This window comes from Paenibacillus sp. LHD-38 (assembly GCF_031157315.1).
Classification (GTDB): Bacteria; Bacillota; Bacilli; order Paenibacillales; family Paenibacillaceae; genus Pristimantibacillus.
This window is the reverse complement of the sequence record NZ_JAVIFU010000003.1, coordinates 38,997-62,514: the sequence shown is the minus strand read 5'-3', so window position 1 is coordinate 62,514 and position 23,518 is coordinate 38,997. Positions and strand designations below refer to the sequence as shown.

General features: G+C 46.3%; 21 protein-coding genes and 2 pseudogenes. 19 read left to right on the top strand and 4 right to left on the bottom strand.

What is annotated here, in order from left to right:
• Nucleotides 1–49: 49 nt before the first annotated feature.
• The 11 genes and pseudogenes from RCO25_RS03685 (at nucleotide 50) to RCO25_RS03635 (ending at nucleotide 11,357) form a co-directional block, all read left to right on the top strand.
• Nucleotides 50–1,621: an ABC-F family ATP-binding cassette domain-containing protein gene (locus tag RCO25_RS03685; RefSeq protein ID WP_308994788.1), complete on the top strand. Its 1,572-nt coding sequence runs from the start codon at nucleotides 50–52 to the stop codon at nucleotides 1,619–1,621.
• Nucleotides 1,622–1,681: 60 nt separating this feature from the next.
• A pseudogene (locus tag RCO25_RS03680) lies at nucleotides 1,682–1,942 on the top strand (permease); the annotation flags it as partial.
• A 62-nt stretch (nucleotides 1,943–2,004) separates the two neighbouring features.
• The gene (locus RCO25_RS03675; protein WP_308994787.1) at nucleotides 2,005–2,655 is read left to right on the top strand and encodes a TIGR03943 family putative permease subunit; all 651 of its coding nucleotides are present in this window, start codon (nucleotides 2,005–2,007) and stop codon (nucleotides 2,653–2,655) included.
• 166 nt (nucleotides 2,656–2,821) lie between these two features.
• A complete protein-coding gene (locus RCO25_RS03670) occupies nucleotides 2,822–3,961 on the top strand; it encodes an acyl-CoA dehydrogenase family protein (RefSeq protein ID WP_308994786.1) in 1,140 nt (379 codons plus the stop codon).
• 13 nt (nucleotides 3,962–3,974) lie between these two features.
• Nucleotides 3,975–5,147 carry an acetyl-CoA C-acetyltransferase gene (locus RCO25_RS03665; RefSeq protein WP_308994785.1) on the top strand — a complete coding sequence of 391 codons (1,173 nt, stop codon included), beginning with the start codon at nucleotides 3,975–3,977 and terminating at the stop codon, nucleotides 5,145–5,147.
• A 15-nt stretch (nucleotides 5,148–5,162) separates the two neighbouring features.
• On the top strand, nucleotides 5,163–6,014 hold the full coding sequence (locus RCO25_RS03660; protein WP_308994784.1) for a 3-hydroxybutyryl-CoA dehydrogenase: 852 nt from the start codon (nucleotides 5,163–5,165) through the stop codon (nucleotides 6,012–6,014).
• A 35-nt stretch (nucleotides 6,015–6,049) separates the two neighbouring features.
• On the top strand, nucleotides 6,050–7,189 hold the full coding sequence (locus RCO25_RS03655; protein WP_308994783.1) for an acyl-CoA dehydrogenase family protein: 1,140 nt from the start codon (nucleotides 6,050–6,052) through the stop codon (nucleotides 7,187–7,189).
• A gap of 29 nt (nucleotides 7,190–7,218) precedes the next feature.
• Nucleotides 7,219–8,118 carry a methylisocitrate lyase gene (gene prpB, locus RCO25_RS03650; protein ID WP_308994782.1) on the top strand — a complete coding sequence of 300 codons (900 nt, stop codon included), beginning with the start codon at nucleotides 7,219–7,221 and terminating at the stop codon, nucleotides 8,116–8,118.
• On the top strand, nucleotides 8,108–9,229 hold the full coding sequence (prpC, locus tag RCO25_RS03645; RefSeq protein ID WP_308994781.1) for a bifunctional 2-methylcitrate synthase/citrate synthase: 1,122 nt from the start codon (nucleotides 8,108–8,110) through the stop codon (nucleotides 9,227–9,229). The genes prpB and prpC overlap by 11 nt, the downstream gene beginning before the upstream one ends.
• Nucleotides 9,230–9,249: 20 nt before the next feature.
• Nucleotides 9,250–10,692 (top strand): bifunctional 2-methylcitrate dehydratase/aconitate hydratase, encoded by a 1,443-nt coding sequence (locus RCO25_RS03640; protein ID WP_308994780.1) that lies wholly within the window; start codon nucleotides 9,250–9,252, stop codon nucleotides 10,690–10,692.
• A gap of 155 nt (nucleotides 10,693–10,847) precedes the next feature.
• Nucleotides 10,848–11,357 (top strand): hypothetical protein, encoded by a 510-nt coding sequence (locus RCO25_RS03635; RefSeq protein ID WP_308994779.1) that lies wholly within the window; start codon nucleotides 10,848–10,850, stop codon nucleotides 11,355–11,357.
• Between the two features lie 268 nt (nucleotides 11,358–11,625).
• On the opposite strand, the gene RCO25_RS03630 is transcribed toward RCO25_RS03635, so the two are convergent.
• Complete coding sequence (locus RCO25_RS03630; protein WP_308994778.1) at nucleotides 11,626–12,462, bottom strand: alpha/beta hydrolase; 837 nt, start codon at nucleotides 12,460–12,462, stop codon at nucleotides 11,626–11,628.
• Between the two features lie 73 nt (nucleotides 12,463–12,535).
• Nucleotides 12,536–13,435: a YihY/virulence factor BrkB family protein gene (locus RCO25_RS03625; protein WP_308994777.1), complete on the bottom strand. Its 900-nt coding sequence runs from the start codon at nucleotides 13,433–13,435 to the stop codon at nucleotides 12,536–12,538.
• 156 nt (nucleotides 13,436–13,591) lie between these two features.
• Between RCO25_RS03625 and RCO25_RS03620 the strand changes: the two genes are divergently transcribed.
• From RCO25_RS03620 to RCO25_RS03605, 4 genes are all read left to right on the top strand, one after another.
• Nucleotides 13,592–13,999: a TerB family tellurite resistance protein gene (locus tag RCO25_RS03620; RefSeq protein ID WP_308994776.1), complete on the top strand. Its 408-nt coding sequence runs from the start codon at nucleotides 13,592–13,594 to the stop codon at nucleotides 13,997–13,999.
• Nucleotides 14,000–14,003: 4 nt separating this feature from the next.
• The gene (locus RCO25_RS03615) at nucleotides 14,004–14,921 is read left to right on the top strand and encodes a helix-turn-helix transcriptional regulator (RefSeq protein ID WP_308994775.1); all 918 of its coding nucleotides are present in this window, start codon (nucleotides 14,004–14,006) and stop codon (nucleotides 14,919–14,921) included.
• Between the two features lie 71 nt (nucleotides 14,922–14,992).
• The gene (locus RCO25_RS03610) at nucleotides 14,993–16,528 is read left to right on the top strand and encodes an MDR family MFS transporter (protein ID WP_308994774.1); all 1,536 of its coding nucleotides are present in this window, start codon (nucleotides 14,993–14,995) and stop codon (nucleotides 16,526–16,528) included.
• A gap of 132 nt (nucleotides 16,529–16,660) precedes the next feature.
• Nucleotides 16,661–17,302, top strand: a complete 642-nt coding sequence (locus tag RCO25_RS03605) for a Bax inhibitor-1/YccA family protein (protein ID WP_308994773.1) — start codon at nucleotides 16,661–16,663, stop codon at nucleotides 17,300–17,302.
• A gap of 52 nt (nucleotides 17,303–17,354) precedes the next feature.
• On the opposite strand, the gene RCO25_RS03600 is transcribed toward RCO25_RS03605, so the two are convergent.
• Nucleotides 17,355–17,546: a hypothetical protein gene (locus RCO25_RS03600; protein WP_308994772.1), complete on the bottom strand. Its 192-nt coding sequence runs from the start codon at nucleotides 17,544–17,546 to the stop codon at nucleotides 17,355–17,357.
• A 130-nt stretch (nucleotides 17,547–17,676) separates the two neighbouring features.
• On the opposite strand from RCO25_RS03600, the gene RCO25_RS03595 reads away from it, so the two are divergent.
• Both RCO25_RS03595 and RCO25_RS03590 read left to right on the top strand, forming a co-directional pair.
• On the top strand, nucleotides 17,677–19,482 hold the full coding sequence (locus tag RCO25_RS03595; protein ID WP_308994771.1) for an SgrR family transcriptional regulator: 1,806 nt from the start codon (nucleotides 17,677–17,679) through the stop codon (nucleotides 19,480–19,482).
• 113 nt (nucleotides 19,483–19,595) lie between these two features.
• Entirely contained in the window at nucleotides 19,596–19,829 is a 234-nt protein-coding gene (locus tag RCO25_RS03590) for a hypothetical protein (protein WP_308994770.1), read from the top strand.
• A 68-nt stretch (nucleotides 19,830–19,897) separates the two neighbouring features.
• On the opposite strand, the gene RCO25_RS03585 is transcribed toward RCO25_RS03590, so the two are convergent.
• Entirely contained in the window at nucleotides 19,898–21,778 is a 1,881-nt protein-coding gene (locus RCO25_RS03585; protein WP_308994769.1) for a PAS domain S-box protein, read from the bottom strand.
• Between the two features lie 209 nt (nucleotides 21,779–21,987).
• Here RCO25_RS03585 and RCO25_RS03580 point away from each other — a divergent pair.
• Both RCO25_RS03580 and RCO25_RS03575 read left to right on the top strand, forming a co-directional pair.
• Nucleotides 21,988–22,401, top strand: a pseudogene (locus tag RCO25_RS03580) (PAS domain S-box protein).
• Nucleotides 22,367–23,512 carry a PAS domain-containing protein gene (locus tag RCO25_RS03575; protein ID WP_308994768.1) on the top strand — a complete coding sequence of 382 codons (1,146 nt, stop codon included), beginning with the start codon at nucleotides 22,367–22,369 and terminating at the stop codon, nucleotides 23,510–23,512. Before RCO25_RS03580 ends, RCO25_RS03575 begins: the two are co-directional and overlap by 35 nt.
• Nucleotides 23,513–23,518: the final 6 nt, after the last annotated feature.

Here is a 23,518-nt window from a genome sequence, read left to right as displayed (position 1 = left end):
TGACATAGAGGGCGTGAGTGGTTTACAACCATATACAGAGGTGAAAGACATGAGCGTGATTCGATTGGAAAATGTAACGAAAAAATATGAGGATACTCTTATTTTTCGTGATATCTATTTTCGTATTAGCAAGGGGGACCGGATTGGTCTCATCGGAAGAAACGGAGCCGGAAAATCTACCGTATTTAAGCTTATTCTTGGCAGAGAAGAGCCAACGACCGGAAAGGTAGAGGTTGACCCTAAAGTTAAGGTGAGTTATTTTTCCCAATTTTCTGAGCTGAGTGGCAATCGTTCTGTCCGCCAGGAGCTTGAGCAGTGCTACGAGCATATTTGGAATATCGAACGTGAGATTAATGAGATTGGCGAGAAGCTTGGGATCGCAGCGGATGAACGTGAAATGGAGAAATTATTGGATCGGCAAGCTGAGCTTTTTGAGCAAATGGAGCATCACGACGGATGGAATGCAGCGGTAGAGATTGATACGGTTTTGACGAAGCTTGGATTTGACGAGCATTCGCGTGAGCAGCCCGTGGACCAGCTGTCAGGCGGATGGCGCAACCGTGCTGCCCTTGCGAAAATGCTCATTGAGCTGCCGGATGTGGTTCTCCTCGATGAGCCCACAAACTTTTTGGATTTAGACGGACTCGCTTGGCTAGAACAGTGGCTGAACCGTTTTACCGGCACGATGGTTCTGGTATCGCATGACCGGCAATTTATTGACAGGGTGGTAACGCGCACCATAGAAATCGAGAACTATCATTTTCAAGAATACGAAGGAAATTATACGGATTATATTCGTAAAAAAAAGCTGCGTAAAAAAGAGCTCGATCGGCAATTTGAGTGGGAAGAAGAGCTGCTTCTCATGGAAGCGGTAGAGCTCGATAACCGATCCAAAAGAAAAGCATCCAAAGACCGGCTGTCGCGTAAGCTTGCGGATATGAAGAAACGAATAGAGCCGCATCCGGTGAACGTGCTGATCACGGATATCTATGAAAATTTGCGGTTCCCAGACAATTTATGTACGGTGGAAGCCATCGGAAAGAGCTATGCAGACCGTATGATTTTTCAAGACGTCAGCTTCGACATTCAGAATGAAGACCGCATTGCGATTATTGGACCTAACGGCAGCGGAAAGTCGACGTTGATTAAAGTACTGACAGGTCAGGAGCAGCCGGATACGGGAACGGTGCGCTTTAGTAAAGGCGTAAACTATGCCTTTTTCAATCGGATGTGGGATGAGCTGGATCAGAAGGATACCGTAAGCCATGCCGTGAATGTATACGGTCTTGGCCTTGACGCACCGCGGAAAAAAGTTAATAAATTTCTGTCCATGCTGCAATTTTCTGAAGCTGATCTGCAGAAAGTGATCGGCAGCTTATCCGGAGGCCAGCAAGCGCGTGTCGCATTGGCGAAATGCTTATTGTCTGGCGCTGAGATTATCATATTGGACGAGCCTACGAACCATCTCGATCTGACAAGCATCCAAGTCATGGAGCAGGCACTAATCCATTTTCCTGGTGCGGTGGTTACGGTGAGTCATGATCGTTTCTTTATTGATAAAATCGCAACGAAGCTTCTTACGTACGAACCGGGCGGATTTATCAGTCAGCAAAGCGTGTAAACAAGCAGCTAATTGGTTTATGGAGGAAACATGATTTTTTAGTATATGCAGTGGAGATGAATAGGCTTGACGACCCTTTATCAATTAAACACAATCTTTATCAGTATGGTGATGGAAGCCATTCCCTTTGTCCTTGTCGGTGTGCTTATATCCGGTTTGATCCAAACCTTCGTAAAAGATCATTGGATTGCGCGAATCATGCCTCGAAATCGTTATCTCGCCACGATATTCGGCTGCGGGATCGGTATTTTCTTCCCTTCCTGCGAATGTGGAATCGTACCGATTACAAAACGATTAATTAATAAGGGTATGCCTTTGCATGTCAGGGGCAGCATCGGCATCAAGCATATCAGGATGTTCATGATCATCATTCGCATGAACATTTGCATGAACATGCCCATTCCCACGGCAACGATACCAAGCTAAAACGTTTTTTCTGTTACTTCATTTTATTCGTCCCTATCGTTACCGGCCTTTTTCTTCCGGCCTACGCACTCGATTCCAGCTTTGTCAAAGCCAAAGGTTTTTCCTTTCCGAGCTTTGAAGAAAACATCGAGAAAAACCCTGGCGCGCATCAGTTCTTGAAGCCTGACTCAAGTGTTTTCTATCGCAAGGATGATTACGACAAGGTGAAAAACAAAGAGCTGGCCGAATTCGTAAACCGTCCAGCCGTTACCTTAACGGATGCGGATTATTTGAAAGGAATGGAGGTCATCTACAATTCTCCAGACGCTTTTATAGGCAAAACGATTGGTTTCGACGGTTTCGCTTATAAGGGGCAGCAGGTAGACGGCAATCATTATTTCATCTTCCGCTTTGGATTCATTCATTGCGTGGCGGATTCCGGCGTATTTGGCATGATGGTTGAATTTCCGAAAAATACTCAAATGAAAGACGATGACTGGGTGCATGTTTCCGGCAAGCTCAAATGGGAATTTTACCAGCCCTTTAAACAGACAATACCCGTATTAAAGGTTACGGATTGGCATGCGATAGATACACCGAAGGACCCTTATGTTTATCGAACCACATAAAAACTAATTCATGGAATAGTCAGCCTAAACGGGCTGGCTTTTTTGCTTTTATAAAGGTGCTTTCGAGGTCATTTTTCCACAGACTGCTTTCATATAATACGCTATACGCGGATACCGTCGAACTTTGTCCACTTGTTATGCTTGCCATATGAAGGGGGGGAGAGAGATGCAGTTTTCTTTAAACGAGGAGCTGGAAATGACCCGGTCTTTCGTCAGGGAATTCGCGGAAAGCGAGGTTGCTCCCCTTGCGGGGGAACGGGATGAGAGAGAACAGTTTGATCGTAAGCTCTTTGACCAAATGGGGAAGCTTGGTATAACGGGTATTCCGATTAGTGAACGGTATGGCGGCGCAGGCAGTGACTGGCTGACCTTTTCTATTGTCGTGGAAGAGCTCGCGCGTGTATGCGCTTCAACCGCTGCGGCTTTGGCCGCGCATACGGTGTTTACGGCATGGCCGCTTTACGTTTATGGCGATGACTCCATAAAAGCAGCCTACTTAGGCGAGCTTGCAATGGGGACCATGCTGGGGACCAGCGCGCTGCCCATGCCAAATAACATGGAGAGTAAAATATCCAGCCGTATAGCTGCCCAATCCGGCAACGAAAATTGGCTGCTTAACGGTGCGCATTCTTGTGTGATGCAGGCTGGCATCGCGGATTGTTATCTTGTTTTTGCGCAAATCGAACCGAATAGACGAAGAAACGATATGAATGCATATCTAATCGAGAGCGGAGCACCCGGACTTCACATGGAGGAGAAAATTCAGAGAATGGGCCTGCGTTCTTTCCCATCCGCGAAAATCAGGCTTGAGCAATGCCCCGTTCCGAAGAAAAACCAGCTGGGTGTAAATCGTCAGGGACATGCGATGGCGTTGTCTCTTGCGGATATCGCCCACATTAGCGCTGCAGCGCAAGCTGTCGGCATTGCACAGGGCGCATATGAAGCGGCTGCGGCCTATGCCAAGGAACGCAAACAATTCGGACTTCTAATCGGTAAGCAGCAAGGAATATCTTTTAAGCTTGCAGATTTGTGGACACGGCTTGAAGCCGCACGCTTGCTCACCTACCAGGCTGCATGGCGCAAGGACGCTGGCTTAGAATGCGGCAGGGAAGCGGCAATCGCCCGTAAATTCTCGGCCGAGTGCGCAGTTGCTGCAGCCATAGAAGCCATTCAGGTGTTTGGCGGTTACGGCTATATGCAGGAATACCGAATGGAGCGTTTTTTACGGGACGCCAAATGCTTGGAATCGGAGCTGGGGACTGGCGGAATGGATTTTGATTGTTTATCTCACTTGCTGGACAAATAGGGGGCGGTCCATTATGCGCCAAGCTGTCATTGTCGGAGGAAAGCGAACGTCGTTCGGAAAATTTGGAGGCAGCTTCAAGGAAATGGAGGCCGCCGAATTGGGAGCGGCAGTAATTCAAGGCGCACTTAAGCATGCAGGCATTGCTGTCGATCAAGTAGATAATGTCATCATGGGCATGGTGCTGCAAGCCGGCAGCGGGCAAAACCCGGCGCGTCAGGCAGCCATTCGTGCAGGTCTTGATTGGAGCTCGAACGCGGAAACGATTAATAAAGTGTGTGCTTCAGGCATGCGTGCCATCACGATGGCAGAGCAAATGATTCGTGCTGGCGATGCGGACATCATTGCAGCCGGCGGGATGGAAAGCATGAGCCAGGCGCCTTTTGCTACCCAAGCGGCAAGATGGGGAGCCAAGCTGGGAAATGCGGAATTCACTGATTTATTGATCCATGACGGTCTCCTATGTCCGTTCCACAACGTCATGATGGCGGCGCACGGCAATCAGGCTGCCGCGGAATACGGCTTTAGCAGATCGGAACAGGATGAATGGGCGCTAAGAAGCCACTATCGAGCATGTTCCGCTGCAGAATCAGGGATTTTCGTTGAAGAAATCGAACCGTTTTCGACACGTGCGAACACCCGGATTGCGCTTGACGAATGCCCTCGCAGCGACACGAACCTAAAGAAGCTGGCTCAGCTTAAGCCGATTCAAGGTCCAAACGGAACCATTACGGCGGGGAATGCTCCTGGCGTTAACGATGGCGCCGCCGCGCTAATCGTCATGTCTGAGGAAGAAGCGATTCGCGGCGGTTACGAGCCGCTGGCGAAAATCATCGGCCACTGCACGATTGGCACGCGAGCGCCTCATTTAGCAGAGGCTCCAGCTCTTGCGATTCAGAAGCTTTTGCGGAAAACGGGCATAGCGCTAAAGGATATCGATTTATTTGAAGTAAACGAAGCATTCGCATCTGTTCTTTTGGTATGCGGCGAAATACTCGGATGGGATGAAGAAAAGGTCAATATAAACGGCGGAGCCATTGCCCTAGGGCATCCGATCGGAGCAAGCGGTGCAAGGATCGTCCTCACATTAGCTCAAGCATTGAAGCGGCGAGGCGGCGGTCTTGGCATTGCCGCGATCTGCAGCGGCGGTGCGCAGGGCGATGCGATCCTCTTGCGGGCAGAAGGCTGAAGCGGAGGGAGAACGATGGCCATACAAAAAGCAACAGTGATCGGGGCAGGACAAATGGGCAGCGGAATCGCCCAAACGCTTGCTCAAAGCGGTATGGAGGTAACGCTTTATGATCTCGATAGAAGCACGGTTGACCGCGGTATCAAGATGATTAGCACCTCGCTTAACCGCCTTGTAAGTAAGGGAAAAACAACGGATGAGCAGCGCTCGCAGCTATTAGAGCGGATTGTTCCCGTTACGGATTTTGACAGCATGCAGGAAGCTGAGCTTGTTATTGAAGCTGCTCCCGAAAGAATGGAAACGAAACAGAGGATATTCGCCGAGCTAGATCAAATCTGTATGCCACATACGATTTTGGCGTCCAATACGTCATCACTCTCCATTACAGAGCTTGGGTCAGCGACCAATAGAGCCTCATTCGTGATCGGGATGCATTTCATGAATCCCGTTCCAATCATGCCATTAGTAGAAATCATCAGAGGACTTGAAACGTCGGATGAGACGTTCGAAAAGATACAACACCTCACTCATAAGCTAGGGAAAACGCCCGTTGAAGTAAAGGATTTTCCTGGTTTCGTCTCTAACCGCATTCTAATGCCGATGATTAATGAAGCGATTTATACCGTCTATGAAGGGGTAGCGGAGCCTGAAGCCGTGGATCAGGTGATGAAGCTTGGAATGAACCACCCGATGGGCCCTATCGCTCTTGCTGACTTTATTGGGCTCGATACCTGCTTAGCTATCATGGAGACACTTTATCTTGGTTTCGGTGATTCGAAATACAGACCATGCCCGCTTCTTCGCAAGTACGTGCAGGCCGGTTGGCTGGGACGGAAGACCGGACGCGGGTTTTATCGTTATTCATAAATGCGCGATAGTTGCATCGGAGAGGGTGTAGGACGATGGAGCTCCGGTATACGCGGGAACAAGAAGAGCTGCGGAGAGCGGTCCGGCATTTTGCGGAGCAAGAGATTGCTCCAGTCGTAAGCAATATGGAACAACAGGATGAATTCCCTTATTCACTTATTTCAAAAATGGCCTTGAAAGGATTCATGGGCATTCCTATTCCAAAACAATGGAACGGGGCAGGCGCTGACTTTATCTCCTACATTCTTGCGATTAACGAAGTGTCAAAAATAAGTGCGGCAGTTGGTGTTATTTTGTCCGTTCATACTTCCGTTGGGACCTTTCCCATTTTACAATATGGCAGCGCCGAACAGATTTCGAAATATGTCCCAAAGCTTGCTTCCGGCGAAAGCTTAGGCGCATTCGCTTTAACGGAGCCGAATGCCGGATCGGATGCAGCCGCCATTCGGACATCAGCATTATATGACGGGGAGCATTACATTTTGAACGGAACAAAGCTCTTTATTACGAATGCTGACGCGGCAAATACCTATATTACCTTCGCGGTGACTGATTCCGCAAAAGGATCTCATGGCATTACCGCATTCATTATTGAGCGTGATACGCCAGGCTTTAAGATTGGAAGAAGAGAAAAGAAGATGGGACTTCATGGCTCCAACACTTGTGAATTGATTTTCGATCAGCTTAAGGTTCCAGTTACGCAGCGTTTGGGGGTGGAGGGAAAAGGGTTTTCCATTGCGAAAGGAACGCTTGACGGCGGAAGGATCGGCATCGGCGCTCAAGCGCTGGGGATCGCGGAGGCTGCTCTTCAAGAAATGGATGGATTATATCCAAGCGTCAAAAAAACGGGCAAGCGGCCTAAACTGCTGCAGCACAAGCATATAAGGCTGGCCGAGATGACCGCTCAAGTCGAAGCGGCAAAAATGCTCGTTTACCGTGCCGCTTATTTGCGTCAAAATGGTTTACCTTGTACGAAGGAAGCCTCGGCAGCGAAAATGTTTGCATCAGACACAGCAGTTAAGGTTACCAATGCAGCGATTGAGCTGTTTGGGATGGAGGGGTGCCTGAAGGAATCAAACATGGAGCGGCTGTTTCGCGACGCAAAGGCAACTCAAATTTATGAGGGAACGAATGAGATTCACCGCATTGTCATCAGCGGACAATTGCTTAAATAACCGTTCTATTTAGGAAAGGCGGTGGTGCAATGACTGCTACTCCCGGTCAACGGCTGCGCGAGGCGCTGCAAATGGAAACGCCGCTGCAGATTGCCGGTGCCATAAATGCTTATTCCGCCATGATGGCGGAAAAAGTCGGATTCCGAGCTTTATATTTATCAGGGGCAGGTGTTGCAAATGCATCTTTTGGTCTGCCTGACCTTGGCATAACATCGCTACAGGATTGCATTGAGGAGGCAAGACGAATAACGAGCGTGTCGGAGCTGCCGCTGCTCGTTGATGCGGATACAGGCTTTGGCGGCGCCTTTCAAATTTCGCGCACGATTAAGGAAATGAATCGAGCCGGAGCAGCAGGCGTTCATATCGAGGATCAAATATCGGCAAAGAGATGCGGACACCGCCCGGGCAAATCGATTGTAAGCAAGGGAGAAATGGTGGACCGGATCAAAGCCGCAGCGGATGCAAGAGAGGATTCTCAATTTGTCATTATGGCTCGCACGGATGCACTGGCAGCAGAAGGCTTAGCTGCAGCAATTGAACGTGCCTGTGCATGTGTAGAGGCCGGAGCCGATATGATTTTTCCGGAGGCGGTCACAAAACTTGAGGATTACCGGGCATTTGTTGATGCCGTCAAGGTGCCTGTGCTCGCCAACATTACCGAGTTCGGCCAAACTCCGCTGTTTACGGTTGAAGAGCTGGGGCAAGCGGGCGTTAGTATGGCACTTTATCCTTTGTCTGCTTTTCGGGCAATGAATGCTGCCGCTCTGCTCGTCTATGAGACGATTAGAGGTGAAGGTACACAAAAAAACGTGATCAGCCGCATGCAAACACGAGCAGAGCTCTATGATTTCCTTGACTATTACCGCTATGAGAAAAAGCTGGATCAGCTTTATGGCAGCAAGGAGGAGGGAAGCAGCAATGACGACTAAGAAACAAGGCGGTCTCGCCGATATTATTGCCGGGCAAACCTCAATTTCAACGGTTGGCAAGCAGGGTAAAGGCCTATCCTATCGCGGTTATTCGATCGAGGATCTGGCTAGCAAAGCTACCTTTGAGGAAACCGCATACTTGCTCATCTACGGTAAGCTTCCTAATTTAGCAGAACTGCAGCAGTACAAGAAAAAACTGCAAGGACTTCGTAAGCTGCCTGCGGGCTTGCTTTTGATTTTGGAGCAGCTTCCTGGAACCGCGCATCCGATGGATGTATTGCGGACGGGCGCATCAGCGCTTGGCGCATTAGAGCCCGAGACCGATGAGCATAACCATTATCATGTTGCCGATCGGCTGCTGGCCAGCAGTGCCTCCATGCTGCTATATTGGCATCACTTCCATACTAGCGGCCTTAGGCTGGATACAGAGACGGAAAATGACAGTATCGCAGGCCATTTTCTCCAGCTCCTGCATGGCCATACGCCAAACGAGCTGCATGAAAAAGGACTGGATGCTTCACTTATTTTGTATGCGGAGCATGAATTCAATGCTTCTACCTTCGCGGCCAGAGTAACAGGATCAACCTTATCCGATATTTACTCGGCGGTTACAACCGGCATCGGCACATTAAGGGGAAATCTTCACGGCGGTGCCAACGAGGCGGCTATGGCGCTCATCGAAGCATTTAATAGTCCGAGCGAAGCAGAAAAAGGGATTTTGCAAATGCTGCAGAGCAAAAAGTTAATTATGGGTTTCGGGCATCGCGTCTATTCGGTGTGTGATCCAAGATCGGATATCATCAAGCAGTGGTCAAAAAAGCTCTCCGACGAAGCGAAGGATTCGAGTTTGTATTCCATATCCGAACGCATAGAACAAATCATGATGCAGGAGAAAAAGCTGTTTCCAAATTTGGACTTCTACAGCGCGTCTGCCTATCGATTAATGGGAATCCCTACTTCGCTTTTCACGCCTGTTTTCGTCATTTCCCGAATAAGCGGATGGGTCGCCCATCTTATCGAGCAGCGGGCACATAATCGGATCATTCGTCCAAATGCAGATTATGTCGGACCAGAACCGTCACCATGGCTGTCCATAGATCAACGAGCCTGATAAAGGAGGAAGGAAATGCCATGTCAGTCCCGTCCCAAAACGTAAAACCGTCGCCTGACCAAGTGCTAGTCGATATCGCTACTTATGCTTCTGAATATAAGATTAACAGCCCCGAGGCATACGAGACGGCTCGTCATTGTCTCATCGACACGCTTGGCTGCGGCCTGCTGGCCCTTCGATATCCGGAATGCACGAAGCTGCTCGGTCCAATCGTTCCAGGCACCGTCGTGCCGAACGGCGCTCGCGTACCCGGTACATCTTTTGTGCTGGATCCCGTTACCGCAGCCTTTAATATCGGATGTACCATCCGCTGGCTTGATTACAACGACACCTGGCTCGCTGCCGAGTGGGGGCACCCGTCTGATAATCTAGGAGGCATTCTTGCAGCTGCGGATTATATCAGCAGAATAAATATCGCAGATGGCAAGCCGCCGTTAGTCATGCGCGACGTGTTCACCGCTATGATAAAGGCTCATGAGATTCAAGGTGTTCTTGCGCTGGAAAACAGCTTTAACCGTAATGGGCTTGACCATGTCATTCTGGTTAAGATCGCATCGACGGCAGTCGTGACAGCTCTGCTTGGAGGGACGCAGGCCGAAATTATTTCTGCTTTATCTAATGCTTGGATAGATGGGCACCCGCTTCGCACTTATCGGCATTCACCTAATACGGGTACGCGGAAATCATGGGCTGCCGGGGATGCGACGAGCCGAGCCGTTCGTTTATCGCTTATGGCGCTTCGCGGTGAAATGGGGTATCCATCCGCGATGTCAGCGCCGGAATGGGGATTTTACGATGTGCTCAATAAAGGGAATCCGCTGATTCTTAAGCGCGGTTTCGATTCTTACGTGATGGAAAACATTTTATTTAAAATATCGTTCCCTGCTGAGTTCCATGGACAAACCGCAGTTGAAGCTGCCATCCGATTACATTCCGTTGCTGCAGAGCGTTATCTTGAAATTGACAAAATCATACTGACTACGCATAAATCCGCTTTGCGCATTATCGACAAGACAGGGCCGCTGCATAACCCGGCTGACCGTGATCATTGTCTGCAGTATATGGTTGCCATTGGGCTGCTGCATGGAAATTTGACAGCCGATCATTATGAGGATGCTGCTTCGCTTGATCCCCGTATTGATGAGCTGCGCCAAAAAATGGTAACGGTCGAAGAAGCAGCCTTCTCGGTAGACTATTTGGATGAAAATAAACGTTCGATCGCTAATGCCGTACAGCTGTTTTTCAAAGACGGCACGGCATCGGAAAGGGTGGAAATAGCTTATCCAATCGGTCATCGGAGGAGAAGGGACGAAGGCATCCCGCTCCTTGAGCGTAAATTTGAAGCCAATCTGAAAAGCCGTTTTCCAACAAAGCAATCGCAAGCGATTTTGGAACTTTGCCGGAATCAGATCGCGTTAGAGAACACTCCCGTCCAGCAATTTATGGAGCTATTTGTCATTTAAACGAATGCCTGCGATCGTCGCAGGTTTTTCTTTTTTTTAATATTTTTTTTGTAGCTTTTCTGTAACTTATTGCACCCCAAATGCGTTATATTCTATATGTAAGACGAATAAGAATATACACCGAATATACACCAAACAGAAGGAGCGTCAGCGCTATGAAAAAATATGCAATGATCGCAATGGTTGCGATAGCTTGTCTCACGGCCTTTAGCTTTGCGCCGACGGGAGGCCGTGATTATACGCCGGTAGAACCAACGCCAGATATGGAAAGCGGATATATCGAGAGTGTACAGAAACGGGATCAACACTATCTGTTGTCTATCGATCAGATTGATTGGTACGAGGGTGATCAAGCCGTAGATAAATTCCTGGAGCGGGAAGGGGATTCCGGGCTTGACGGACCGCCGGACGGCTATTACATCATAAATGACGATGAGAACCTGCATGAACTTCCGATAGCTGAAAATGCAGAGGTTCTCATGCAAATCTACAATCGCACAGGCAATGTCGCGGAAGCTGATATCGTATGGAACGAGCCCATTTCCGTTGATAAATTCATCGAATTATTGAATACAGAGGATGACCTCGATATCAAGGGCTTCCCTTACCATATGACCGTAAAGGATGGGGAAATCATTCGTATCGTTCAACAATTCGTACCTTAATTTAATCGCTTGCGGAATACCAAAAAAAGGTGAGAAGTCAATCCATGACTTCTCACCTTTTTTTAAAATATAAGAAAGTATAAATTTAAAAGTTATACTATGCTTATATTTCACCGCGAAACGAGCTTTTGCCGCCAAGGACGGCGTCAGCCGTTTGCGCTTGTCAATATATAAGAATTTATAAGTTTTCACTTATAAATGTGCTTATATATCTCCGCGAAACGATAGGCTTTTGCCACTGAAGTCGGCGACAGCCGTTTACGCTTGTCTAATCTCTTCCGGCTTCATAGATTTTCTGGGCAAGCATGGCAGGCTGCGTTTTTGCCGTTGTCATGTGGTCGCCCGATCCTTGAATATACCGGAATAAGCCAAGCCGATTCGACATATGCGGATGCCAACCGTATTGGCTATTGAACTGTGGCAGCACATTGTCCTCCGTTAGGTAAATGTAGCTCCTCGGAACGCTAAGGCTGTAAAATTTTTTGAGATCTAATCTCTCGTAAGATGGTTTCGCGGGCTCTGGACGGATTTGGCCGTAGATTTGCTCCGCTAAGCCTAAGCTCGCTAAATTGACAAAGGTCTCACGGAAGAGTGGAAAAGGCAGCATAATGGTATCATCCGGTGAGCTCTCCCTAAGCTGCGCAAAAAGGTCTTGAGCAGCCGGGGGAAACTCATCTGCTACCATTTCGCCGTCGTTTAATACAAAGGCATTCCAAAAAACAAGTCGTTTCAGACGGTCCGGAACCAGCTCCGCCACCTTCTGAACGAGCGTTCCGCCGAAGCTGTGTCCGACAAGGACAATATCATGTAAATTTCTTGAGACGATATAGTCCGCGATTGATTTTGTAAGCATCGCGTGAGTGACATTTTTATTCATATCCGCCCCGTGTCCCGGGTATTCCGGTACATAGACGGTATGCCCCAGCTTACGTAATTCATAGGCAATACCATCCCAGAAGCTTGTATCCGCCCATGCGCCGTGAATAAGAACAAACGTAAGTAGCTGATCGCTTGGTCTAGGTGTCCACCTGGCGAAAGCAGGGTAAACATTCATATTGGGATGCGGATAAGTCCATCTCACCCAATCTTGTTGATAAGGATACATGTATAACTACTCCTCGTATTCAGATAAATCAGCATATGCCTAAATCCTCACGAGGTTAATGACTTCTTGGCACTTACGTAATTTTGATCTTGCTGCCGTTGCTTTCCGGAAAACGGAAGCTGTGCATCGCAGCGATGCTTCGAGGCGGGTTGCTTTTGGCGGATGCTAAAGTAGCATTGATTTCGCCGCCAAGCATAATCAGGATTGAGCTGATGTACAGCCAGATTAATAATATAATCATTCCGCCAAGGCTGCCGTAGGTTTTGGAATAGTTCCCGAAGTTGTTCATATAAAATTGAAAGGCAAGCGATGTAATGATCCATCCAAGAGTAGCAAAAACGGCGCCAGGCAATGCCTCTTTAAAGCTAAGCCGTCTGCTTGGCACCATCCAGTAAAGCAGAGTGAAGGCAGCTGCCATCGCTGTGATAGGAATGGCGTATTTCAAAATCCCCCATATCCACTGGAAGCCGTCGGGATAATTCATCCATTGAAACAAATACTCTCCTATTGCTTTGCCGAAAATCAACATGAGCATCACCAGCATGATGACGACGACAAGAAAAACAGTCGCTAACAACGAAATGCCCCTAACCTTCCAGAAGGGACGCTGCTCCTCGACATCGTAAGCCTTGTTCAAGCCCTTCACGATGGCATTAATGCCGTTAGATGCTGACCAAATCGTTGCGATCATCCCGAATGAGAGAAGGGTACCGCTGCTATTGTCTACCACTTCCGTTAGTATGCCGCTTATCGTTTCGCTCGCTTCAGAAGGAAGGAGGCGAATCAGCTCTGCAACTACACTATCTCCTGACAGCTCGATAAAGCCAAGCAGGCTGACCATAAAAATTAAAAAGGGGAAAAACGACAAAATTAAATAATACGTCAGCTGGGCCCCTAAAGCGGGAACATCATCATCACGAAATCTGCTGTATAAGCATTTTACGAACTGTACGATTTGAGTATTGCTTGTCATTTGTGGTCACCCTCCTTTTCCTATAAAATTAAACAAGAACATGTGAATGTTAAACAGCAATCAAAATTGAAAAGAATACGGATTGATGTAGGAAATGCGCTGATGATGTCGAATAAGAGAATAATCAATTTTATTTGAAATAAGGGAGTGGACCGTTTGTTTTTACATTTTCTACAATCCAAGGAACATAAATTAGCGTTTCTAGAGTTGGCTCATCTTGTAGCTAATGCGGATGGGTATGTGCACAAGAAAGAACAAGGCTATCTTCAATCGTATATGAATGAGATGGAAATCACCCCCTCGGAGGTAACCTTTTCATCTGAAAAGCAGCTTTCCGATATCGTCGCCGGCCTGAATGATGACCACTTGAAAAATATTTTTTTCGCAGAAATTTTGCTGCTTATTTTCGCTGACGGTGATTACAATGATGACGAGAAGGAGCTTACGAAAGATATGAAACAGCAGTTCGGATTGTCCGATGAAACCTATGAAACGATTAAAAATTGGGTCATTCGAATGGATCAGCTGAAAATCGAAGGCTTAAAGCTCATTTTGAACACGTAAGCAAATGAAGCTGGAACGCCTTATTTCAATGATATATATGCTGCTGAACAATGAAGTCCTTTCGGCTTCTGCTTTGGCCGATAAATACAAGGTATCTCAGCGTACGATTTACCGCGATATCGATGCCATTTGCGCCGCAGGAATCCCGGTTGTATCCTATCACGGCGTAAATGGCGGTTACGGTATCATGGATGCCTACAAAATGGACAAAAGCTTGCTGGGCTCCTATGATGTCGGCTCGCTTATTACGATTCTTCACAGTATGTCGACCGTTTTTGATGATGATCGCGCGCAGGAAACGATACATAAGCTGCAAACGCTGCAGCATGATGCCGGTACGCCGAGCTTAACCATGGACATCGGAGGAAGCCGTGCTTATAACGATTCGCTCCGTACATTAAGAACGGCGATAACGGAATGCAGGCTGGTCCGCTTCGAATATGTCAATGCGAAGAGCGAACGGAAGGACCGTAACGTTGAACCCATCAGTCTGCACTATAAATATGATGCCTGGTATTTGTATGGTTATTGCAGAGAGCGCAAAGACTACCGTGAATTTAAGCTCCCCCGCATAGCTAATCTGGTTGCATCGGCTGAATATTTTCAAAAACATAAGCATGTGCCTGAGAGAGACATCGCACGATACCAACAACAGCCTGTAAACGCAATAAACGCCGTTTTACATTTCTCCGTTGACTGCTTGGCCAGGGCGATGGACTTCTTCTACAGCGCGGAGAAAAGCTTTAACGAAGATGGCACGCTTACCGTATCTTTAATGGTAAATGCCTATTCCGAGTCGCGCTGGTTCATTCCGATCGTGTTAAGCTTCGGTGAAGGCGTTACCGTAGTTGAACCAAAAGAGCTGCGCGAGAAGGTCAAAGCCATGCTTGAAAAAATGATAAAACGTTATTCCGAAGTATGACACTCAGGTGTCATACTTTTTTTATTACACTGATATCAAGAAATCCGAAATGGAAAAGGAAGTGTTTATCAGTGAAACAACAGCAAAAAGGCAGCCTATCCCTTGTTATTGCGGGGTTGCTTCTAGGCATTCTAATGGCATCGATGGACAATACGATCGTGGCCACTGCAATGGGAAATATCGTGGGCGAACTCGGAGGCATGGATAAATTTATTTGGGTAACCTCAGCTTACATGGTGGCGGAGATGGCCGGCATGCCGATTTTCGGGAAACTTTCCGATATGTACGGCCGAAAGAAGTTTTTTATTTTTGGGATTATCGTCTTTATGCTTGGATCGGTTCTATGCGGAACGGCGGGTTCGATCACGGAGCTTGCTATTTTTAGAGCTATTCAAGGAATTGGCGGAGGGGCGCTCGTACCGATCACATTCACGATCTTGTTCGATGCCGTCCCTTTGGAGAAGCGCGGAAAGATGGGAGGACTCTTTGGCGCGGTATTCGGTTTATCAAGTATTTTCGGTCCCTTGCTTGGGGCATTTATAACGGATCATATTGCTTGGCAATGGATTTTCTATATAAATCTTCCGCTTGGCATTATTTCCTTCGTTACGGTTACGTTCTTTTACAAAGAATCACACGAGCACTCGAAGCAGCCGATCGATTGGTTAGGCGCCATTACGCTCATCGGAGCTATCGTATGCCTGATGTTTGCTTTAGAGCTTGGAGGCAAGCAGCTAGCTTGGCATTCAGGTATCATTTTAAGCTTATTCGGAGGCTTCGCGCTTTTGCTGGCGGCATTTCTTATTACAGAGAGCAGGGCGGAGGAACCGATTATCTCATTTGGCCTATTCAAAAATAGGCTGTATACATCCAGTATCCTGGTCGCGCTCTTTAGCGGAGCGGCATTTATCGCAGCATCCGTCTATATCCCTATATTCATTCAAGGCGTACTTGGGGGATCGGCAACCAATTCCGGTCTAGTCCTCCTGCCGATGATGGTGGGATCCGTCATCACCGCAACGCTTGGAGGCAGCTTGATGACCAAAATATCGTATCGCAGCATTTTGATTCCTACGCTTATTTTGTTAGCTGTCGGCGTCGGGCTTGTTGCCAGTCTTACGGCGGAATCTTCCAGATTGATTGTAACCGTCTATATGGTACTGATCGGCCTTGGGATCGGTGCTTCGTTCTCCGTCCTTAGCAATGCGGCGATTCATGGCTTATCGTACCGGCAGAGGGGGTCCGCAGGTTCTACCTTGAATTTTATCCGCTCGCTCGGCATGACGATGGGGATCACGATGTTCGGACTCATTCAAAGCCACCATTTTTCTAATCAAATGGGGAAAATAAGCGCTGACAGCCAGCTTCCTGAAGGGCTTAATTTTCAAGATCCGCATGCGCTGCTTTCGCCGGAAACCCGGGCTGTTATACCCGCCGACTTACTTAAGCAGTTTTCAGAATTTCTTTCCAGCTCTATTGTGACTACCTTTGCATGGGCGATTGTTCCTGTTGCGCTGGCGCTGCTTGCCGCACTATTTATGGGGAATAAAAAGCTTGATAATTCGGCGGAAGCGGAAGAAGCTCCAGCTTACTCATCCGTTCATTAACGGAGGCTATGATCTTGTAAAGACATGCAGCATTTATTTGATAGCAATGGAGATTTGTAATGCCTCTTTTTAATCGCCGACATTCATGATATTATGGGGACTAAATCATATTGTTACGAGGAGAAAGAGAAAATGAGCTATAGTCAATCAAGCGGTTATGGCAAGCCCATGCAAAAGCTAATGTTAACCTTTTTCTTTGCTTTGCTTGTTTCCATCGGCGGGATGTACTTAGGGACGCTGCTGCCTGCTTCCGCAAGAATCCCATTGTTTGTTGTAGAACTTGCTTTAATTATCGGCATTATGTTTTTGCGCAAATCAAAAGTTGTCGGGTATTCGTTAATGTACTCCTTCATGGTTGTATCGGGAGCCACACTGCAGTTTGCCATTGGTTACTACATCGCCACGATCGGTACCGCAGTCGTCTTTCAAACCGTAGCTGTTGCCGTTCTGGTGTATGCCGGTTTAGCCATCTACGCGACCTATTCGAAAGAGGATTTTCGATTCCTTGGCGGATTTCTATTCGCCTCGTTAATCGGTCTTATCGTACTTGGGCTCATTCAGTTTTTCGTTCCGTTTGTAGGCGTTATGGAGACGGTGTATGCAGGCTTTGGCTTGCTAATATTCATCGGCTACACGTTGTATGATTTCAGCCGGATGTCCAAGGAAGGCTTTGATGAGAGCGAAATTCCATTGATGGTCGTCAATATCTATCTTGATTTGGTCAACATCATTTTATATGCGCTGCGATTTGTGAAATCGTTGCTGGATGACTAATATAATAATCAAAAAGGCTAATCTCCTATAAAGAGACTAGCCTTTTTATTTTTCAGCGAGATGCGAAAGCATCATGCGAATCCTCCTTCGCTGTATCCGCATTCCTTCGGCGGGAGAATAATCTTCTGAAAAAAGATGCTTTAGGCTGATCCCCTTCAACAAATTCTCCTCTTCGCACCCTAACTTCCCATTCTCGTTCATGGTCTTCCCACAATTTTTCGGCAATATAATGATTTACCAGCATGTTCGTTTCCTCCTTCGACAATGTGTTTCTTATGTCTTTATTATGCGGTCGCGAAAAGGGGATAAAAAGAGTATAATCTAACTCATAAATTTCCCCTTTTATTTTAGTTTGAAGGCAAGGAGGCCGCCTATTGCTTACGAATGAACGTTATTTATTGTTATATACAAAGTTTGCCGGAGCAGAAGGTACAGGTAATGCGATTGAAGTCTCGCTGGATCAGCTGGCCGAAACCTTATATTGCACACCGCGAAATGTGAAGCTCATCCTAAGAAAGCTGGAAGAGGAAGGCTTAATCGAATGGATCGCAGGGAGAGGACGCGGAAATCGATCTCAAATTACCTTCCTCGTCGCAAAGGAAAAGGAGCTGCTTGCACTCGCTCAGCAGATGGCGTTGAAAGGCGAATACAAGCATGCTTTCGAAATGATTGAAAGATTTAGCAAGGGCACAAATGTTAGAAGCGGATTTGTCGAATGGCTGAACGGACATTTTGGATATCGTACCGAGCAAATAAACGAAGTGGAATCAGATATCCTTCGCCTTCCGGTGTACAGACCGATTTTGACGCTTGATCCAAAGGAGCTGTATTATTCTTTCAGCGCGCATATGATCAAGCAGCTGTTTGATTGTTTGGTTCAATATGACCGTGAAAAAGCGAAGATCGTGCCTGCACTGGCTCACGCATGGGAGCATGATGCAAGCGGAAGGGAATGGACCTTCCATCTTCGAAAAGGAGCTCAGTTTCATCACGGCAGGGAACTCGTCGCTGAGGATGTCGTTTATACGCTTAATCGACTGCGCGGCAGCAGCGCTTCAGGTTGGTTTGTCCGCACGATCACAGCGATTGAAGCAAAGAACCAGCGGACCGTGAAAATAATATTGGAGAAGCCTAATTGGTTGTTCCCGAGATTCCTATGTGCACCCGGTCTATCGATCGTACCTCATGACCTGGCTGATCAAGATAAACAATTCTGGAAGCATCCTATCGGTACGGGACCGTTCAAGTTCGCAGAATGGACGGCGGACCGATTTACGATGCAGGTTAATCCGAATTATTATGGAGAGCGGGCCCATCTTGACGGTGTTGTCATTGTCATGATGCCGGAGGATACGATTGAATATTCAAAAAGCTGGGAGCAGCTGTTGGTTGATCATGACTTAAGAGATATTAGGCCCGAGCAAGGGTGGCAGAAAATCGAATCGGTATGCAATGGCTGCAGCCTGCTGACTTGGAATATGGGGAAAGAAGGACCGCAGCAGTCTCCTGCCTTTCGGAGAGCAGTTGATCTTCTTGTTGACCGTACCAGGATGATCCAAGAGCTGGGTGAGGATCGCATGTATCCCGCAAGAGGATTTCATCCGAACGATTTATCGGCGAATTGGCAGGATCAATGCGAATTCGAGCTTGCCGCCCAGCTGATTGTGGAATCCGGTTATGACGGCTCAACGATACAGATTTGCACTTATGGTATTCATGAGCAGGATGCTTTGTGGCTGAAGTGTCATCTGGCTGACTTTGGAATCAACATTGCCGTGCAAGTCGAGACCTGGGAATCGATTAGGGAGCCGGACGTACTCCAAAGCGCGGATTGCCTCTTATATTGCGTCGTATTTGCGGAGGATGAGGTTTGTTTAATCGAGCTTTATGAGCAGACCGGAAACTTTCTTAGAGAACATTTGGATCCGTGTCTCCGCGGCTGGGTAAAGGATAAAATCGATGAAGCATTGGCCTGCCAAACGGCGGAGGAACGCTGGAGTCATCTGCTTGAAATTGAAAATAAGCTAAGGGAGGACACACTTGTCCTCTTTCTGCTCCATAAGAAACTGAACACCTTTTATAATCCAAACATAAAAGGGGTAGGCGTAAATTCGCTCGGCTGGATCGATTTTAAGGATATATGGCTTGAACATGCTGTTGAAGCCCAAATTAAGGTGTAATCCACTTTTTATATAAAGCTAGGCAGAGGAAGAGAGCGCATCAATGCTCTTCCTCATTTAACTACAAAAGAAGCAGCCTCGTTCGGCTCTCGAACGAGGCTGCTTCTTTTTTCATGTATAGGTTAATAAAGATTCAGATTACGGCAGCGTTGGTAATAATAGTGATGAGTTTATTTTTACAAAGAGACAGGAAGAAGCTGCGCCAATTTGATTTGCAAATTATTGAAGGTGACAAGTTGTGCGTATATGGGAATAAGCAAGAAATAGAGGAGGCATTTAAAGATGAATTAATGCATATGCAACCGAAACGGGTGAACGAGCATGATATGACCTCAATGGATGGATAAAGCATCGATGGCTCCGTTCACTGCTTCGGCTATGGCGGGGTAGCGACCAGGCTATGGCAGCAAAATTATTACAAAATATTATTTAATGCGCTTAGCAATTCAGTCCGTCGAATGGGCTTACTTATATAACCGTCCATTCCTGCCGCCATACATTTTTCTTTGTCTTCCGTGAAAGCATTTGAGGTAACGGCAATGATTTTAGGCTGTTTTTCTATTGAAAAGGTTTGTCTGATGGTTTGGGTTGCTTCAATGCCATCCATAATCGGCATTTGGATATCCATCAACACAAGCTCGTATGCTTTCAATTCGAATGCTTCCAATACTTCTATGCCATTCGTTACGACATCCGCGTTTATTCCTTCTTTCTGCAATAAATGAATAAGCACCTTCTGATTAATCTCATTATCCTCCGCAATCAGGACTCGAATAGAGCTCCGATCGCTAGCTGAATCAAACGCTGCCATTTCTTGATGGCTGGTCCAGCTGTCTGCTGAATGTGTTGTAATGGTGAAAACGAAGGTTGCTCCTTCTTGAACAGGCTCAGCCCAAATTTCTCCGCCCATAAGCTCAACAAGGTTCTTGCATATAGCAAGACCTAAGCCTGTTCCTCCAAATTTCCGGGTAGTAGAGGAATCTACTTGCGAAAAGGGCTTGAATAACAACCCCATTTGATCGCTTGGAATACCGATCCCTGTATCTTTCACTGTAAAAAGCAGCTGATATTGTTTCGGATCGATTCGTTCCATTAAATCAACACGTAAAGAAACGCCGCCGGAATTTGTGAATTTGATTGCATTCCCTATCAAATTGATGAGAACTTGTCTTAATCTAGTCATATCGCCCACGACTTTTTGCGGCAAATCCGGATCCAAAACATAGTTCAAATCTAAGCGTTTATCTGCAGCCAAACCGGATAGCAGATCAAAGGTTTCTTCAATGCAAATGGCTAAATTAAAAGGCAGCCATTCCAATTCAACATTTCCTGAATCGATTTTGGTGAAATCCAGAATGTCGTTGATGATCGCGAGTAAAGCGTTTTCGCTTTTTGAAATATGCTCCATATACATTTCCTGTTCAAGAGATAGCTCCGTATCCTTTAACAGCTGCGTCATACCCACAATCCCATTCAAAGGAGTCCTTATTTCATGGCTCATCGTTGCTAGGAAGAGACTCTTGGAACGAGCGGCCGCTTCAGCCGCTTCTTTCGCCTGTACAAGTTCCCTCTCAGAGAGCTTTCGTGATGTAATATCCCTTACGAAAGCGCTGAAGATATAGGTATCTCCCCATGGTATGGGAGAGACCGTCAATTCAACAGGAATAAGATAACCCTCGCGATGAAGAGCTGACAGTTCAATCCTTTTGTTAAGGATACGTCGTTCTCCAGTCTGTATAAATCGGTTTAGTCCTTGCTGATGTCTTTCACGCATAGCTGGGGGGATTATCAGATCTGCAAGATTACTCCCGATAGCTTCCTCTGATAACCAACCGAACTGGGCTTCTGCTTGAAGGTTCCATTCGATAACCATACCGTCGTGATTCATAACAATGACCGCGTCCAAGGCGTTATCGGTTAAGGAACGATATCTGCTTTCCATATCGGCAAGTGTTGTTTTCTTCTGGTTTCTGCCGCTAACTTCGTGTAAAAGGAGCACTAGCGCGAGCAGACTGCCATCCTCATCCTTGATGGAAGAAGCTGAGACAGAGATAGGAGAACGGTCTCCGTTTTTATTAATGAGGAAAGTATCACGATAGGGTATATATTCAGAATCCCCCGATATCAGCTGCTCCAACGGGTATTCCGGAAGAATGTTTTGGATCTGGTTTCCGATTAACTCTTCTTCAGTGAATAGGAGGAAATTGAAAATAGATTTGTTGATATTTCTAATTTTCAAAGAGGGTGAAATGACGATTGTAATATCTCCCCAAATATCAAAATGCTTTTGGCTCATTTATTCCACTCCTTCCAGCTGTCACCCTTAAAATTATACACTCTTTTGTTCCTCGAATAACATGTGACTTATTAATCAAAATGATTAAATGATTAATGGCTTTAAATTTCTTTTACATTCATTTAAAGTAAGTATAATTAGAAAGTATTAAATCAATTGGTATTCATATAAAGGGATATTCCCGATTGGAGGGGCTTTGTTTGCTAAATATGAACGAACGGCATGATGTCTTTGTACAGCTCTATACGCATGCTCCAATTGGCATTGCCTTGGTGTCGCCAGAGGGAAGATTACTAAATGCCAATCCCCTTGCTTGTGAAATCCTAGGTTATTAGGAAGAGGAATTAAGGGACAAAAGCTTCATGGACATCACGCATCCCGATGATATTGAAACAAATCTGGATTTTAAAAGAGAAGCTTTAAACGGCGGATCCACTTTTTACAAAACAGAAAAAAGATACATACAAAAAAGCGGAGATACCGTATGGGCTTCCATTCATGTTTCCTTTGTTCATGATGAAACAAATCAAAACCCTTTATATTTTATTACTCATATTATTGATATCTCAGAGAAAAAGGCGATCGAGCTTGACTACCCAATATATTTCGCCTTCGGTCCGTGATTTGCTAGGGTATGAGCCAGGAGATCTCATTGGGAAAAATAATTTCAAGTACTACCATCCAGATGATTTGAAAGAAATGTTAACATCAACCTATATGGATAACGATGTTATAACTTATCGCGTACGCCATCAAGACGGTCGATATATATGGTTTGAAACTACATTCACTACCATTAGAGATGAACAGGGAAGCGTCCAGAAAGTAATAGGTATCGGACGTGATATTACCGAACGGAAAAATTATGAGGACAACTTGAATGAAGCACAAGATATTGCGTCTCTTGGGAGTTGGGAGTGGGATATACCTAATGATAAGGTTACCATGTCCGAGTATTGTTATAAAATCTTCAATAGAAGCAGTAATCACTTAATCTCGAACGATGACCTCATCCATCTCATTCACCCCGATGATCAACAGCGTTATCAGGATTGCTTTAGGGATGCAATGAAAGGGGAGGAATTTAATTACGAATTCCGAAATTTACAGCCCGATCAATCTATTAAGTATTTAAATATTCGCATCTCGGTTAAGTTTGACGAAAACGGCTCTCCGGTAAAAGTATTAGGAACCACACAGGATATCACGGAACGCAAAAAAGTGGAGTTATCGTTGGAAGAAAGCGTTCAACGTTATACCTCCTTAAAAAAATACAACCATGATGCCATCATATCCCTTGATTTGAAAGGCTGTATCATTAATAGCGACGCAGTCGCGGAACACCTCACAGGATTCCCTATTAAACATATGGTTGGGATGAGTATTTCAACATTTATTGGTGAGGATAATCTTATTAAAATATTATCGGATTCCAAGGATCATGTCTTGGTTGAAAGAAATATTAATAAGATTAAACATAAATTCGGTCATTTCGTCGAGGTCTTAACTACGATTGCGCCTATTATAGTCAATAAGGAAACGGTCGGTTATTACATTATTGCCAAAGATATTACCGAACAAAAAAAGCTGTTAATTGCGAAAGAAGCAGCAGAGAAAATGAACAAAGCAAAAAGCGAGTTTTTGGCCATGATGAGTCATGAAATCCGAACACCGATGAACGGCGTTATCGGCATGACCGATTTGCTGCTCCAGACGACTCAACTAGACGAATAGCAAACA

Bases quoted from the DNA above. Each gene is read 5' to 3' on its own strand.
- RCO25_RS03685 (WP_308994788.1), top strand. From the start codon at position 50: ATGAGCGTGATTCGATTGGAAAATGTAACGAAAAAATATGAGGATACT.
- RCO25_RS03670 (WP_308994786.1), top strand. From the start codon at position 2,822: ATGCAGTTTTCTTTAAACGAGGAGCTGGAAATGACCCGGTCTTTCGTC.
- RCO25_RS03665 (WP_308994785.1), top strand. From the start codon at position 3,975: ATGCGCCAAGCTGTCATTGTCGGAGGAAAGCGAACGTCGTTCGGAAAA.
- RCO25_RS03660 (WP_308994784.1), top strand. From the start codon at position 5,163: ATGGCCATACAAAAAGCAACAGTGATCGGGGCAGGACAAATGGGCAGC.
- RCO25_RS03655 (WP_308994783.1), top strand. From the start codon at position 6,050: ATGGAGCTCCGGTATACGCGGGAACAAGAAGAGCTGCGGAGAGCGGTC.
- prpB (WP_308994782.1), top strand. From the start codon at position 7,219: ATGACTGCTACTCCCGGTCAACGGCTGCGCGAGGCGCTGCAAATGGAA.
- prpC (WP_308994781.1), top strand. From the start codon at position 8,108: ATGACGACTAAGAAACAAGGCGGTCTCGCCGATATTATTGCCGGGCAA.
- RCO25_RS03640 (WP_308994780.1), top strand. From the start codon at position 9,250: ATGTCAGTCCCGTCCCAAAACGTAAAACCGTCGCCTGACCAAGTGCTA.
- RCO25_RS03635 (WP_308994779.1), top strand. From the start codon at position 10,848: ATGAAAAAATATGCAATGATCGCAATGGTTGCGATAGCTTGTCTCACG.
- RCO25_RS03630 (WP_308994778.1), bottom strand. From the start codon at position 12,462: ATGTATCCTTATCAACAAGATTGGGTGAGATGGACTTATCCGCATCCC.
- RCO25_RS03625 (WP_308994777.1), bottom strand. From the start codon at position 13,435: ATGACAAGCAATACTCAAATCGTACAGTTCGTAAAATGCTTATACAGC.
- RCO25_RS03615 (WP_308994775.1), top strand. From the start codon at position 14,004: ATGAAGCTGGAACGCCTTATTTCAATGATATATATGCTGCTGAACAAT.
- RCO25_RS03605 (WP_308994773.1), top strand. From the start codon at position 16,661: ATGAGCTATAGTCAATCAAGCGGTTATGGCAAGCCCATGCAAAAGCTA.
- RCO25_RS03600 (WP_308994772.1), bottom strand. From the start codon at position 17,546: ATGCTGGTAAATCATTATATTGCCGAAAAATTGTGGGAAGACCATGAA.
- RCO25_RS03590 (WP_308994770.1), top strand. From the start codon at position 19,596: ATGTATAGGTTAATAAAGATTCAGATTACGGCAGCGTTGGTAATAATA.
- RCO25_RS03585 (WP_308994769.1), bottom strand. From the start codon at position 21,778: ATGAGCCAAAAGCATTTTGATATTTGGGGAGATATTACAATCGTCATT.